The 13,941-nt window shown below is 30.3% G+C and carries 19 protein-coding genes; 9 read left to right on the top strand and 10 right to left on the bottom strand.

The genetic code is table 11. The features are described from left to right. Positions 1-176: 176 nt before the first annotated feature. Together lipA and Q0998_RS14330 are read right to left on the bottom strand one after the other, a co-directional pair. Positions 177-1,046 carry a lipoyl synthase gene (lipA, locus tag Q0998_RS14335; protein WP_299670932.1) on the bottom strand — a complete coding sequence of 290 codons (870 nt, stop codon included), beginning with the start codon at positions 1,044-1,046 and terminating at the stop codon, positions 177-179. Positions 1,047-1,099: 53 nt separating this feature from the next. Further along, on the bottom strand, positions 1,100-1,291 hold the full coding sequence (locus tag Q0998_RS14330; RefSeq protein WP_299670930.1) for a hypothetical protein: 192 nt from the start codon (positions 1,289-1,291) through the stop codon (positions 1,100-1,102). Between the two features lie 85 nt (positions 1,292-1,376). On the opposite strand from Q0998_RS14330, the gene tnpA reads away from it, so the two are divergent. Further along, entirely contained in the window at positions 1,377-1,814 is a 438-nt protein-coding gene (gene tnpA / locus Q0998_RS14325; RefSeq protein ID WP_299670928.1) for an IS200/IS605 family transposase, read from the top strand. Between the two features lie 107 nt (positions 1,815-1,921). On the opposite strand, the gene Q0998_RS14320 is transcribed toward tnpA, so the two are convergent. From Q0998_RS14320 to Q0998_RS14295, 6 genes are read right to left on the bottom strand one after another with little or no spacing between them, the layout of a single operon-like run. After that, entirely contained in the window at positions 1,922-2,233 is a 312-nt protein-coding gene (locus tag Q0998_RS14320; RefSeq protein ID WP_299670926.1) for a type II toxin-antitoxin system RelE/ParE family toxin, read from the bottom strand. Next, entirely contained in the window at positions 2,220-2,549 is a 330-nt protein-coding gene (locus Q0998_RS14315) for a hypothetical protein (protein WP_299670925.1), read from the bottom strand. Before Q0998_RS14315 ends, Q0998_RS14320 begins: the two co-directional genes overlap by 14 nt. A gap of 38 nt (positions 2,550-2,587) precedes the next feature. Next, a complete protein-coding gene (locus Q0998_RS14310) occupies positions 2,588-3,808 on the bottom strand; it encodes an Nramp family divalent metal transporter (RefSeq protein ID WP_299670923.1) in 1,221 nt (406 codons plus the stop codon). 3 nt (positions 3,809-3,811) lie between these two features. Further along, positions 3,812-4,375 (bottom strand): sigma-70 family RNA polymerase sigma factor, encoded by a 564-nt coding sequence (locus tag Q0998_RS14305; RefSeq protein ID WP_299670921.1) that lies wholly within the window; start codon positions 4,373-4,375, stop codon positions 3,812-3,814. Further along, complete coding sequence (locus tag Q0998_RS14300) at positions 4,366-5,469, bottom strand: glycosyltransferase (RefSeq protein ID WP_299670919.1); 1,104 nt, start codon at positions 5,467-5,469, stop codon at positions 4,366-4,368. Before Q0998_RS14300 ends, Q0998_RS14305 begins: the two co-directional genes overlap by 10 nt. Positions 5,470-5,484: 15 nt before the next feature. Beyond that, positions 5,485-5,688: a membrane or secreted protein gene (locus Q0998_RS14295; protein WP_299670917.1), complete on the bottom strand. Its 204-nt coding sequence runs from the start codon at positions 5,686-5,688 to the stop codon at positions 5,485-5,487. Positions 5,689-5,784: 96 nt separating this feature from the next. Between Q0998_RS14295 and Q0998_RS14290 the strand changes: the two genes are divergently transcribed. From Q0998_RS14290 to Q0998_RS14255, 8 genes are all read left to right on the top strand, one after another. Next, complete coding sequence (locus Q0998_RS14290; protein WP_299670915.1) at positions 5,785-6,366, top strand: RNA polymerase sigma factor; 582 nt, start codon at positions 5,785-5,787, stop codon at positions 6,364-6,366. 139 nt (positions 6,367-6,505) lie between these two features. Then, positions 6,506-6,820, top strand: coding sequence for a hypothetical protein (locus tag Q0998_RS14285; RefSeq protein WP_299670913.1), 315 nt, complete (start codon positions 6,506-6,508; stop codon positions 6,818-6,820). A gap of 2 nt (positions 6,821-6,822) precedes the next feature. Further along, positions 6,823-7,317 (top strand): hypothetical protein, encoded by a 495-nt coding sequence (locus tag Q0998_RS14280; protein ID WP_299670911.1) that lies wholly within the window; start codon positions 6,823-6,825, stop codon positions 7,315-7,317. A gap of 201 nt (positions 7,318-7,518) precedes the next feature. After that, entirely contained in the window at positions 7,519-7,812 is a 294-nt protein-coding gene (locus Q0998_RS14275) for an EF-hand domain-containing protein (protein ID WP_299670909.1), read from the top strand. 31 nt (positions 7,813-7,843) lie between these two features. Continuing rightward, the gene (locus Q0998_RS14270; RefSeq protein WP_299670907.1) at positions 7,844-9,250 is read left to right on the top strand and encodes a CotH kinase family protein; all 1,407 of its coding nucleotides are present in this window, start codon (positions 7,844-7,846) and stop codon (positions 9,248-9,250) included. 126 nt (positions 9,251-9,376) lie between these two features. Next, positions 9,377-10,144, top strand: coding sequence for a YHYH protein (locus Q0998_RS14265; protein ID WP_299670905.1), 768 nt, complete (start codon positions 9,377-9,379; stop codon positions 10,142-10,144). Positions 10,145-10,240: 96 nt separating this feature from the next. Further along, positions 10,241-10,861 (top strand): hypothetical protein, encoded by a 621-nt coding sequence (locus Q0998_RS14260; RefSeq protein ID WP_299670903.1) that lies wholly within the window; start codon positions 10,241-10,243, stop codon positions 10,859-10,861. Next, the gene (locus Q0998_RS14255) at positions 10,851-11,498 is read left to right on the top strand and encodes an SCO family protein (RefSeq protein ID WP_299670901.1); all 648 of its coding nucleotides are present in this window, start codon (positions 10,851-10,853) and stop codon (positions 11,496-11,498) included. Before Q0998_RS14260 ends, Q0998_RS14255 begins: the two co-directional genes overlap by 11 nt. Before the next feature lie 55 nt (positions 11,499-11,553). On the opposite strand, the gene murB is transcribed toward Q0998_RS14255, so the two are convergent. Both murB and Q0998_RS14245 read right to left on the bottom strand, forming a co-directional pair. Continuing rightward, complete coding sequence (gene murB, locus Q0998_RS14250) at positions 11,554-12,564, bottom strand: UDP-N-acetylmuramate dehydrogenase (protein ID WP_299670899.1); 1,011 nt, start codon at positions 12,562-12,564, stop codon at positions 11,554-11,556. Further along, positions 12,565-13,755: a pyridoxal phosphate-dependent aminotransferase gene (locus tag Q0998_RS14245; protein ID WP_299670897.1), complete on the bottom strand. Its 1,191-nt coding sequence runs from the start codon at positions 13,753-13,755 to the stop codon at positions 12,565-12,567. It lies immediately after the preceding gene. Positions 13,756-13,941 lie beyond the last annotated feature (186 nt).

Raw genomic sequence — 13,941 nt, 5'->3', positions numbered from 1 at the left:
TTTTATTTTGCAAGCATCGTGCCAAAAACACTTTTTTATATTGGAGATGGTAAAGTTTTGGAATTTTTATATTTACTTAATAAAAAAACGATTCTCAAATGAGAATCGTTAATTTATATTATATTTTATTGCTAATTATTCTTAATTTTAATTCAATTATTATCAATTTAAAAGTATTATTTAGCGTGTTTATGTGCTTTGTAAGAAGAACGAACCAAAGGACCACTTTCTACGTACATAAAGCCCATTTCTAAACCTAAGGTCTCGTATTTCTTAAACTGCTCTGGTGTTACAAATTCTTTTAGCGGTAAATGCATTTTTGTAGGTTGCAAGTATTGACCAATGGTAATAATATCACAATTTACTGCACGTAAATCTTTCATTGTTTGAATTACTTCCTCTTCAGTTTCACCTAAACCTAACATCAGTCCAGTTTTTGTTCGCATTCCGTTTTCTTTTAAGTATTTTAAAACACCTAAACTTCTATCGTATTTTGCTTGAATTCTAACTTCACGAGTTAATCTTCTCACCGTTTCCATGTTATGAGAAACTACTTCAGGATGCACTGCGATAATTCGATCTATCTGTTTGGTGTTTCCTTGAAAATCTGGAATTAAAGTTTCTAAAGTTGTATTGGGGTTTGATCTGCGAATTGCATCCACAGTTTCTGCCCAAATAATAGAACCACCATCTTTTAAATCGTCTCTATCTACAGAAGTAATTACAGCATGCTTGATGCTCATAATTTTTATAGACTGCGCTACTTTTTCTGGCTCATCCCATGCTACCGTTTCTGGTCTTCCAGTTTTTACACCACAAAATCCGCAAGAACGTGTACAAATATTTCCAAGAATCATAAATGTTGCAGTTCCTTCTCCCCAACATTCACCCATATTTGGGCAACTACCACTTGCACAAATAGTGTTTAACTTGTATTTGTCTACCAAACCTCTTAATTCAGTGTATTTTTTACCAACAGGTAATTTTACACGTAACCATTTTGGTTTTTTAGGTCTTTCAGGAAGGATTACAGAGTCTACAGCCATTTTCATTCTTTATTAGAGTGCAAAGATACGAAGTAAAACACAGAAATAAAAAGTTAAAAGTTACAGTATTCAGCCAGTTTTCTTTTCCAATGATACCATTTTTCTAGCGCAAGAATTTCTGCTTTTTTTTCTTTTTCGGATACATTATCTGAACCAAGAATTTCTTTCTTCCTTTGACTAAACTTTTTAGTCAATTCAGAAATAAAGTTATCTTTTCCTGACGCGCAGATTTGATTTAAAATCATTTTATTGGTCTCAAATTAGGGTCTAAAACCCTGCAATTTTATTGCAGTACTTTAGTAATGCGAAAAAATCTATACATTCGCATTTATGAGTTCAAATATAAGAAAAGGTTCACATACAGTTAGTCGTTTGACCTGTCATATAGTTTGGTCGACCAAATATAGATATAAAGTTCTTAAAGGTGATCTTCAAATCCGATGTCGAGAACTTCTAATTCAAGTTTGCGAGGCTCAAGGTATTGAAATATTGAAAGGAGTTGTTAGTTCAGACCATGTTCATATACATATCGAATATGCTCCGAAACTTAATATAAGTTCAATTGTAAAGAGTTTGAAAGGTCGTTCTTCTCGGAGACTTCAACAGGAATTTCCTTCTTTGAAAAAAAGATATTGGGGAAATCATTTCTGGGCATCAGGATATGGTGTTTGGAGTAGTGGGAATATAACTGACAAGATGGTAAATGAGTATTTGGAACATCACAGAAGGAAAGATAACGATGATAATTCGGATTTTATACTTGAGTAAGAAAAGAAAGGACTTTCAGTCCTTATTACTAAACCACCCTGCACTTTTAGTGCAGGGTGGTTTAGTTATTTAAAATAAGAGTATAGATTTATAAAAAGAACTAAATTTTATTCTTCTAGTAATTTTTTAATTTTATTAGGGTCTTGATAATTATTAAAGAAAATTAAAAGCGCTACATTTTTTCCGTTGATTTCATAAAATAAAGTAATTTGTTTTAAAATGACTATTTGATGAATACTTTTATGATTTTTATACTTTTTGAAGGTCTTTGGTGAAGTTTTTAGAATTGTTATTACTTCTTCTGTTTTTTTAATGAAATTGATGATTTCATTAACCGTCCAAAATTCTTCTAAATAATCGATATTATTTTGGTAGGTTTTTTCAGATAATTTAGAAGAAATAATATTATAAAATTCCATATTTGATTTTACTTTCTTGTAAAATATCTTCAAAATTTGAAACCTTACCCTCTTTAATTTCTTGTCTTGATTTTTCAATTAATTTATTGATTAATTCCTCTTTGTAATCTTGAAATTCATCAGGATATAAATCTTTAGAAATTAATTTTAATTCTTCACTGGTAAATCTCTTTTCACGGATTTTCTTATAAAAAAAACTGCTTTTTAAATTCAATAGCTTCAAAAAATATTGAACTTTAAAATCACTGTTCTTAATATCTTCTGCCAATTTTTCAATGATAGCGTCGTATTCATAAATAATATGTATTCTATTCATATATATGAAATTTTAAAGTATAAATATAAACAATTATTTTATATATTCATCAAGAACCAAATACTAAAACTTATTAAAAAGACAATTCCTACAATGCTTAAAATTTTTAAATAGATATTTGGTTGATGTTCTTTTGGCGTATGTTTTCCAGTAATCAACTTGTAGTTAAAAATGGCGTAAAATGGTGCTGTTAAGAAAGATAAGATGGTTGCAATCTTAACCAACAATCCCATATTGTTCATAAAATATTTTAAGATTAGAAAAGTACCAGCAAATAAGAAAAGAATCCAAAACCAATACCCATATTTAAAAGATTTCTTAAATAAAATTTTAGAGGTTCTATGCATCGCTCTTGGCGAAGCATCTAGCGTAGTAATGGTTGTACTAAACATGGTGGTAAACGCTGCTATGGCAATAAGTAGATAAGAATACTCACTTAGGTTTTTCGTATACAAACTAATTAGTTGCCCCGCAAAATCACCTCCTTTGTTAGAAAATACTTCACCAGATTTATACATCACTAAAGCACCTAACAATAAAAAACAGATTCCTAAAAAAAGTGCACTAACGTACCCGATATTAAAATCAAAAATTGCTTCTGTTCTTTTTGTTTTAACAACAGTAGTTTTGTCTTTCTCTACAGACCAAATAGAATGCCAAATAGATACATCTAAAGGGGCAGGCATCCAACCTAAAAAAGCAATTAAAAAAGTGAGTTCTACTGCGCCTGAAGGAATAATTTGTGTAACATCAAAAACTTCTTTTGTGCTAAATAATGCCACGGAAACTGCTGCAATTGTGCTAATAGTTAAAATAACAATAATGTATTTCATTAAATTATCTAGCAATTTATATTTCCCGATGACTAAAAAAAGAACGCTCATAAACAATAACATTGTAGACCATACAACCAAATCATCTGTAAAACCAAAAAGTTGTGATGCCAAACCCGCAGTTACAATAGTTACCGCTGCTTGAATGGTAAACATGGTTGCAAAATTCAAAATGTAATAGGCTACTAAAACGCCTTTGCCCAATTTTCTATAACCGTCTAACAGGGTTTCTCCTGTTGCTGCTGCATACCGTGGACCAAACTGAAAAAAAGGGTATTTAAAAATATGTACCAATAGCAAGGCCCAAATTAATCCGAAACCAAATTCTGCGCCAGCTCTTGTAGATTGCACCAAGTGTGAAACACCAATTGCTGCACCTGCAAATAACAAACCGGGTCCTAAAGATTGCAAGAAGGATTTTTTCACTATTTAAGAAGTTTTAATAATGGCTGCCAACAACTTTTTAGCACGTAATAATTTTACTTTTACGTTGTTCATAGGTTCTTTAATGTGCTCAGAAATTTCTTTATAGCTTAATTCTTGAAAATAACGTAAATGAATAATTTCTTGGTATTTAGGTTTTAATTGTTTGATGTCTTTCAGCAATTTCGCTAAATTTTGTTCTCTAATAATTTTATCTTCTGGCGTAGGATTTTCATCAACCACTAAATAGACTTTTTCTTCTTGTTCTTTAGAGGTTTCTACTGAAAGTGATTTTTTTTTCTTCCGCAATTCATCTATATGAATATTCTTAGAAATAGTAATTAGCCAAGTTTTAAACTTATATTTTTCATCAAAAGTGTTTATTTTATCGAAAGCTTTAGAGAATGTTTGAATGGCAATATCTTCTGCATCATTTTCGCTCTTTGTGCGTTTTAACTGATAGTTATAAACGTCTTGCCAAAAAGCATCCAATAAAAAACTAAAAGCAGATTGACTTCCGTTTTTAGCTTTTGAAATACTAATTTCTAATTTGGTATTGTTTATTTCCAATGATTTGGTTTTGAAATCAAATTAGTGATAAATATACTAAATTGAAATAATAAAAGACCTATTTCTAAAAAAGGGAGTAGATATATAACTTGTGGTTCTTGTAATTTTTTTGCTGATATACCAACCACCACAAATTGTACAATGTAATAGGAGAGCACAATTGGTAGTATGATTTTCCAAGAACATAAGAGAAATAATAGAACACCTAAAAGAAGAAAGAAAAATTTAGAAATAAAAAAGAAGGCTAAGAATAATTGATGTTGAAATTTATAATATTTGGCTGTAGAAATATGTCTTCTTTTTTGACGAAACCACTCTTTAAAAGTCTCTGGAGCTAAAGAACTTGTAAAACTATTTTCTGAGATACACATAGTTGTATTCTCTTTAGTTGCGGTCTCTTGTATAAATAAATCATCATCACCAGATTTTAGTTTAATGTGATTTATAAACCCTTTTACTTTAAAAAACTCAGATTTTGTATAAGCCAAATTACGACCTACCGCCATATAAGGCGCCCCTAATTTTGCGTAATTAAAATATTGAATTGCCGTTAGTAAAGTTTCGAAACGTACAAATAGATTTACAAAATTTTTCTTCTCCTGATATTTTCCATAGCCTAAAACGATTGTTTTTTCCGAAGAAAAAGACTGACTCATTTCAGAAATCCAATGCTTAGAAACGGGTTTGCAGTCTGCATCTGTAAATAGTAAATGCTCGTGTTTGGCAGCTTTAATTCCTAAAGTAAGTGCGTATTTTTTATTTCCCCAGAAAGCTTCAATGTTTTCAACATCAATAATTTTGATATTTGAAAATTTTTCTTTAAAATTCTTCATAATTTGAAGCGTTTCATCTGAAGAAGCATCATTTATAAGAACAACTTCAAAATCTTTATAATCTTGTTCTAAGATTGAGGGAAGAAATTGTTGTAGGTTATCAGATTCATTTTTTGCACAGATAATTACAGAAATAGGAATCTCTAAAGAATGTTTTAACTGTTTTTTATGATCAAAAAGAAAGGTGGAAAAAAGGAGGTAATAAATAATTTGAATGATTGCAAAAGCTACAAAAGCGTAGAAAAGCACAGGGGTTATCATCGAAATAAAAAAAGATTAATTATGTTGTGGTTCAGCGCAATCTTCAAATTGGTCTGCTGTTTTTCCACAAAAACCACAAGTTTCACCTTCTTGATTTAACATTGGGTTTTGGCTTGCACAAGTTCCAGCAAATTTACCATCTTTTTTGGCCCAAATTTTAATAGCAATTCCTGCAATAGCAATTCCTAGCAAAGCGAATGTTAAAAGTAATAATTTCATAATGTCTAATTCTTTTGCAAAGATATAAAATCTCTCTGCTTTTCTTTTAATTATTCACAATTTTTGTATGTTTACTTTTTTAGAAAGACTAAATTGTTGAACGAAGAAAACTTTATAAACAAATTACGGCTGGGAAACCAAGCCGCTTTTAGTCAACTTCTAGATGATTATCAGCAGAAGGTTTTTGGCACATGCATTTCTTTTATTCCGAACAAAGAAGATGCAGAAGATGTTGCGCAAGAAGTTTTTTTAGAGGTTTTTAAATCCATTTCTAAATTTAAAGGAGATGCCAAACTCTCTACCTGGATTTATAAAATTGCTACTAATAAGTGCTTAGAGTTCATCCGAAGAAAAAACACGAAAAAGCGTTTTGCTTTTATGCAAACTATTTTAGGAAACGAAATTCCATTAGATAAAACCAGCTATTTTACAGAAGTAAATCATCCAGGTGTTTTATTAGAAAATAAAGAAAAATCTGAAATTATTTTTAGAGCCATTAATACTTTGCCAGAAAGCCAAAGAGTTATTTTTACGTTGGCAAAAATTGACGGTAAAAGCTACCAAGAAATTGTAGAAATTACGGGTAAAAGTTTGTCATCTGTAGAGTCTATAATGTTTAGAGCAAAGAAAGGATTGCAGCATAAATTAGAGCTTTTTTATAAAAATGAAAAATTTTAAATAGCCATATATATTGATTTTTAGTAATGAAGTTTAGAGATAACATAAAAATTATTTTCAAAAAAAAGTTAACTTTTGCAAGTTTTTAGACTTTATAGCATCTAAATAATTATCAATTATTTGTTAGCAACAAACAGAAATGAAAAATAAAGAACATATACAAAAACAAGTATCTAACACGTTTCAAGTATTAGAAACTATCGAAAAAGTAGCAGTGAATTCTTTTTTTAAGCACAAGGTTTTAAAGAAAATAGAAGCTGAGAAAGTAGCAAAGCAGTCTGTATTTTCATGGTTTACTCCGCAGTTACAATTAGCAACTTTGGGTTTTATTTTAATATTAAATACAACGGCTATTTTTTATGCGTATACTTCAGTAGAAAGTACTAATACAGCTATAGATACTTTTGCGCAGGAATACGCTTTACAACCTACCAGTAATTCTATTTTAAATTAAAGATGATGAAATCAAAATTATTACCAACATTACTAATTTTGTTAGTATTACTCAATGGGTTCTTAATTTTTATGTTGATTGATAAACCACATGAAAGAAAGCAAGAATATCCACAAAGAAATTTCTTATCAGAACAATTGAATTTTTCTGATGCTCAAAAAGAAAAATTCAAAGAATTAGATCGTACTCGCAGAGACTTTATGATGAGTGTTGATAAAGAAGTACAGCTTCAAAAAGATCTTTTATTCAATTCTTTTTCTAAAACAAATTTTAATACAGATTCTTTAACTACTAAAATAGGTGCCTTAGAAGGAAAGAAAGAGGCAGAGGTATTTCGTTTTTTTAGTGAAGTAAGAAAATTATGTACTCCTGAACAAGTAGAAGTTTTTGATAAAATTATTAAAAAAGCACTAAGAGGAGGAGAAAGAAAACCACCGAGAAGAAATGGTGAAAATCGTCCTCCAAGAGGTGAAGAAGGAAGACCACCACCAAGATAATTTTAAAAGTCCTATTTTAAATATAAAAAGATTATCTAGAAATTCTTAAAAAAATATTATTCAAAAATATAGATTTGAGAGCATCTATAAAAAAGCTTTATTAATGCGTTAATAAGGCTTTTTTGTTAAAGTAAAGTTAACGAACGCAAGTAAAAAAAACAGTCAGCATCTAAACTTTTATAAACTTAAAAATATTTAAACATGAAAAAATTAGCTAGTAAAATTATTGGAGCTTTCGTACTCATTTTAATGATGTCTACAACAGCTTTTGCCCAAGAAGATACTAATGAAGAAAGACCAAAAGGACCACCCTCTGTAAAACAAATATTTAAAGACTTAGATACAAATGAAGATAATAAAATTTCGTTAAAAGAAGCGAAAGGTCGTTTAAAAAAAGATTTTAAAAAAATAGATACCGATGAAGATGGTTTTATCACCAAAAAAGAATTGAAAAACGCACCAAAACCAGAAAGAAAAGAAAGACCAAGAAACTAAAAAGAATTACAATCAACTTAAAATAAACTTTATGAAAGATTTAAAAACAATATTATTGTTTACACTTTTAGTATGTAGTATAGTTGCATGTTCAAAAGAAGATACTATTAATGAAGTGCTCGAAGAGGAAGAAGAAATTGTGATAGATGACACAGATTTTATTGCCACAGATTGGACTACAGAAACACATACGAAAGATGTAGCCCCCAATTTTGAGGAGGTTTTTAAAGACAATACTGTAAAAAGACTCGATTTTGTAATTACAGCAGCCCGTTGGCAAAGTATGTTAGATGATATGACTGCAACCTATGGTACTTTTGGTGCTACTGGAGGAAATCAAGGTTTGGTAGAAACTGATGAGAATCCAATTTTTGTACCAGGAGAAGTATTTTACGAAGGCAAAGAATGGTATAGAGTTGGTTTGCGTTTTAAAGGAAATTCAAGCTTACAATCTAGTTGGAGAAATGGCATTCTAAAATTATCATTCAAATTAGATTTCGATGAATTTGAAGATGATTATCCGCAAATAAAAAATCAGCGTTTTTATGGTTTTAAAAAGTTAAGTCTTAAAAATAACTATGATGACAAATCTATGCTACGAGAAAAAGTGGCAACAGATGTTTTTAGAAACGCAGGTTTGGTTGCTTCTCATACCGCTTTTTATACGCTTTATGTAGATCATGGAGAAGGGCCAAAATATTTTGGCGTGTATACTTTAGTAGAAGAAGTAGATGACACCGTTTTAGATACACAATTTTCTGATGATGGGGGTAATTTATACAAGCCAGACGGAGATGCGGCCTCTTTTGCTGCAGGCACTTTTGATGAAGACGAGTATGTAAAGAAAACAAATGAAGATGATGCAGATTTTACAGACGTTTCTAATTTACTATCAGTTTTACACGATGCAACAAGAACAACCGATCCAACAACTTGGAGAACAAATTTAGAGGCGGTTTTAGATACTGATGTATTTTTAAAATATTTAGCTGTAAACACAATTGTTCAAAATTGGGACACCTATGGAAGGATGACGCACAACTATTTTTTATATAATAATCCAGATACCAGTAAATTAATTTGGATTCCTTGGGACCATAACGAAGCGTTGCAAGAAGGTAAAAGGGAAGGTTCTTTACCTTTAGATTTCTCCGGATTAAATGCTGCTGAATGGCCATTAATTGGATATTTATATCAAGATGAGCTGTATAATGCAAAATACGAGACCTATTTAAAGGAAGTAATTGAAGGGGCTTTCAATGAAACTACCTTACAAGCTTTATATACATCTTACGCTTCTTTATTAGAACCTTTTGCAACTTCAGAAATTTCTGGTTATACCTTTTTGAATAACAGTTCAGAATTTCAAACAGCTGTTAGTCAATTGAAAACACATGTTTCCTCAAGAAAAACAGCGGTAGAAAATTACTTAAAATAATAGTTTGAGTTTGATTGTTGAAAAGCTTCGTGAGAAATTGCGAAGTTTTTTTAAAAAAAGACATACTCTGGCGCAAGTATTTAATTAAAAATACATCTAAATATAAAATTAATCTCAATAGCAATTATGAATTTCAAAAAATTAGCTTTTATAGCATTCAGTTCATTCGTATTATTTTCTTGCAGTAAAGAAGATGAAACCATTACAACAACTACTGAAATCAGTACACCTGTATCTGCATTTGATGAATTTAATCCTGATGCAGTAACTATTTCATTTGATGGTGACCAGATTACCATTGAAACAAACGGACAGCCTAATCATACCTCTCCGTATTGGGAGGAAACACATCCATTACATATTGATCCTGTTGTGGCGCTTGCTCAAACGCCAGGTCGTATTGGAAATCGTAGTTTAACAGTTACTGTTTCTGCTGCCCCAGAAATAGCTTCTTCAAGCACAGCTACAGGATTAGGTCCAATTGGTATTTCTGTAACAGGAGTTCCTATTTTTAATGATACAGAAGGTGATAATCGCCCAATAGAAGAACAAATAGTCGAAACGTTTGATTATGCTGGAGCTCATAATGGACCAAGTGGCTATCATTATCATATAGAATCTTATGATGTTCCAGAGAATAATACAGTGCTTTCTCATAATGATGAGAAATTGGTGGGTATTATGGCTGACGGTTTTTTAATCTATGGTAGAAAATGTAATTCAACAGGAAATTACCCAACAGATTTAGATGTTTCTGGTGCTCATACTTCATCTACCCAACATAGTGATGGTAAAGAATTTTACCACTATCATATTATTAATGAATTTTATTTAGGTTCTATAATTGCACTTTTTGCCGTAGATTTACAAGGAACTCCTAATAGTATTTTGTAACATAAACAAAACATAGCATAAAGGAAATTACCACTTTTATTTTTTTAATTTAAGTGGTTTTTTCTAAAAACGAGTTAAAGAGCTAAAACATTTAAGATGAAACTAAAATTTTGGACATTATTGTTTTTAACCGTTCTATTTATAAGTTGTAACAAACAAACCGAGAAGTTATCTCACAGTAATAAAATTGAGAAAACTTTTGAAGTACCAAAAGTAGAAATTTTAAAATCTGCTTTAAAATACAATCATAAAATATCATTATGGACTCTAAATAATGAACCCTTTTCAGGCTTTGCTTTGAGTTACTATAAAGAAGATTCATTAAAAGAAAAATTCGGAATCTTAAACGGAAAAAAACAAAACAAAGCTATTCAATGGTTTTCAGATGGTCATTTAAAAAATGTAACCAATTATCATCAAGGGAAATTACATGGAGAAAAAAAAATATGGTCTTCAGACCCTTCACACAATTTAATTGCACAATTAAATTATAGAGAAGGGAAAGCTCACGGAGAGCAAAAGAAATGGTATGCTACTGGAGAATTTTATAAAAAACTGAATTTAAGCCAAGGAAAGGAAGAAGGATTACAACAAGCATATAGAAAAAATGGCGCTTTATATGCCAATTACGAAGCCAAAGAAGGTAGAATTTTTGGACTTAAAAAGACAGCTCTTTGTTATGGTTTGGAAGATGAAAATATAAAATATGAAAAATAAAATGATCCTTTTCTTATCAGTAATGAGTTGGATTGCATGTAAAGAATCGCAAAAAAATGAAAGTAGAGTAGATGTGCTTCCTTTTTATAACGAAGCTAGTTTTACACCACATTGGATTGCTCCAAAAAATGATAAACTCAAGTCATTCCATAAAATACCAGATTTTAATTTAACAAATCAAAATGGTGAAACAATTTCTCATAAAACTTTTGAGAATAAAATTTACGTAACTGATTTTTTCTTTACAACTTGCCCTGGAATTTGCCCAAAAATGACCACGAATATGGATTTGGTTCAGCAAGCATTTATAAATGACGATGAAGTTTTATTGCTTTCACATTCAGTTACACCTACAATAGATTCTGTTGCCCAACTTAAAAAATATGCTTTAGATAAAAATATTCTAAAGAATTGGCATTTAGTTACTGCTGATAAAAAAGAAATTTATGATTTAGGTAGAAACGCTTATTTTGTAGAAGAAAATTTAGGAGAACCAAAAAGTTTAGATGATTTTCTTCATACAGAAAATTTTATTTTAATAGATAAAAACAAACACATTAGAGGTATTTATAATGGCTTAAATAAAATCTCTGTGTTGCAGTTAATTGCAGATATTAAAACATTAAAAAAAGAATAAATAAAATTTGGGGTTGGTTTTGAGAAGTCTCATCATTTATTTTGATGAGGCTTTTTTATTGAATTATATTCACTTCAATTTCCAAAGAAATACCAAATTTATTGAAAACTGTTTTTTGAATTTTTTGTGCCAATTGATAAATTTCTTCACCAGAAGCATTTCCGTAATTTACAAGAACCAGCGCTTGTTTTTCATGCACGCCAGCATCGCCAAACCTTTTTCCTTTAAAACCACTTTGCTCTATCAGCCAACCTGCAGGTACTTTTATTTCAGTATCAGAAATTTTATAGCTTGGTATCTTTGGAAATTCTTTCTGAAGCTCTAAAAATTGAGTTTCAGAAATTACTGGGTTCTTAAAAAAGCTACCACTATTTCCTATTTCTTTTGGATCTGGAAGTTTCGATTTTCTGATGGCAATAACTGCATCAGAAACATCTTTTAAACTTGGTTTTTGAATGTTTTTTGAAGTTAATTCAGTTTCAATTGCTCCGTAAGTAGTATTTAATTTGTGGTCTTTTTTTGTCAATTTAAAACCAACAGAAGTTAAAATAATTTTTCCTTTGTGTGAATTTTTAAAAATAGAATTTCGATATCCGAAGTTACACGCTTCATTAGAAAAAGACATCAATTGTTCGGTTTCAATATCCAGACCTTCCACTTTGGTAATGGTATCTTTTACTTCAACGCCATAAGCGCCAATATTTTGGATAGGACAAGTGCCAACATTGCCAGGGATTAGAGATAAATTTTCAATTCCGCCATAATTTTGAGAAATACAATACAACACAAATTCGTGCCAATCTTCGCCAGCATTTACTGTTAAATAAGCAAAATTAGCATCTTCTCTATCAATTGAAATTCCTTTGATATCTAAGTGAACCACCAATTTTTCAATATTTTTTGTCAATAACATATTACTTCCACCAGAAAGCAAAAACAAGTCTTTTTCTACTTTTAAAAGTTGTTGTAGTTCGTAAACAGAAGTAACAGCAACAAAGCGTTTGGCATTTACAGAAATACCAAACGTATTGTAGTTTTTTAATGATATGTTTTGTTGAATAGTCAACTAATTAGGGTATTGTTTTAAAGCTGCTGCTAAAATTGCTACAGAACGTTTTAAATCATTTTTATTTAAAACATACGCAATTCTTACTTGATTTTTACCTTCACCTGGCGTCGAGTAAAATCCGCTAGCGGGAGCAACCATGACCGTTTCGTTGTTGTGAGCGAAACTTTCTAACATCCACTGTGCAAAATTATCTGAATCTTTAACTGGCAATTCTGCTACGCAGTAAAAAGCACCTTTCGGATTCGCAACTTTTACACCATCTATTTTTTTTAACTCGCTAATCAACGTATTTCTTCTAGCCACATACTCTTTAATAACATCATCGAAATAAGATTGTGGCGTATCTAAAGCAGCTTCACTAGCAATTAAGGCATAGGTTGGTGGACTTAATCTTGCTTGTGCAAATTTAATAGCTGTTTTTATAAAATTATTATTTTTAGAAACAATACAACCAATTCTAGCGCCACACATACTGTAACGTTTAGAAACGGAATCGATAACAATAGCATTTTCTTCTAAACCTTCTAAAGATAAAACAGAGGTGTGTTTTAAGCCATCATACGCAAATTCTCTATAAACTTCATCTGCAATTAAAAATAAATCGTGTTTTAGAACAATCTTTTTTAATTTTTCAATTTCTTCTTCAGAATATAAATAACCCGTTGGATTTCCAGGGTTACATATTAAAATTGCTTTGGTTTTAGAGGTGATTAAATTTTCAAAATCTTCAATTTTTGGTAAGGCAAAATTGTCTTCAATCTTAGAAATTACAGGAACCACTTTTACACCAGAAGCCGTAGAGAAACCATTGTAGTTTGCATAAAAAGGTTCTGGAATTATAATTTCATCACCAGGATCTGTAATACTACCAATTGTAAAAAGCAACGCTTCAGAACCACCTGTAGTTACTACAATATTATCTGCGATTACAGGAATGTTATTGTTTACGTAATATTTTGCCAATTTGGTTCTATATGCTTCAGAACCTTCAGAACGTGCATAAGAAAGTGTTTCTATGGTATTGTTTTTAACCGCATCTAAGGCTACTTGTGGCGTTTTAATATCTGGCTGACCGATATTTAAATGAAAAACTTTCACTCCTCTTTTTTTAGCATCTTCTGCATATGGCACCAATTTTCTAATTGGAGATTCTGGCATTTGTATTCCTTTTCTAGATATTGAAGGCATATTATTTTTTTCTAAAATTTATCTATGCAAATTTGCAAAATATATTTTATATGATGCATTTTATTATTGAAAGTTTAAAGGTTAAATTTTTCCTAAAAGCTAATTTTTAAAAATCATATATTGTATTTTTATAAATAACAGAAAATATACACACTTGAATATAAAAAAACACCTCTTTTTAATACT

The sequence above is a fragment of the uncultured Polaribacter sp. genome, assembly GCF_947501385.1.
Lineage (GTDB): Bacteria > Bacteroidota > Bacteroidia > Flavobacteriales > Flavobacteriaceae > Polaribacter.
Note: the sequence above shows the minus strand (reverse complement) of the source record. Positions and strands in the feature narration are given on the sequence as shown.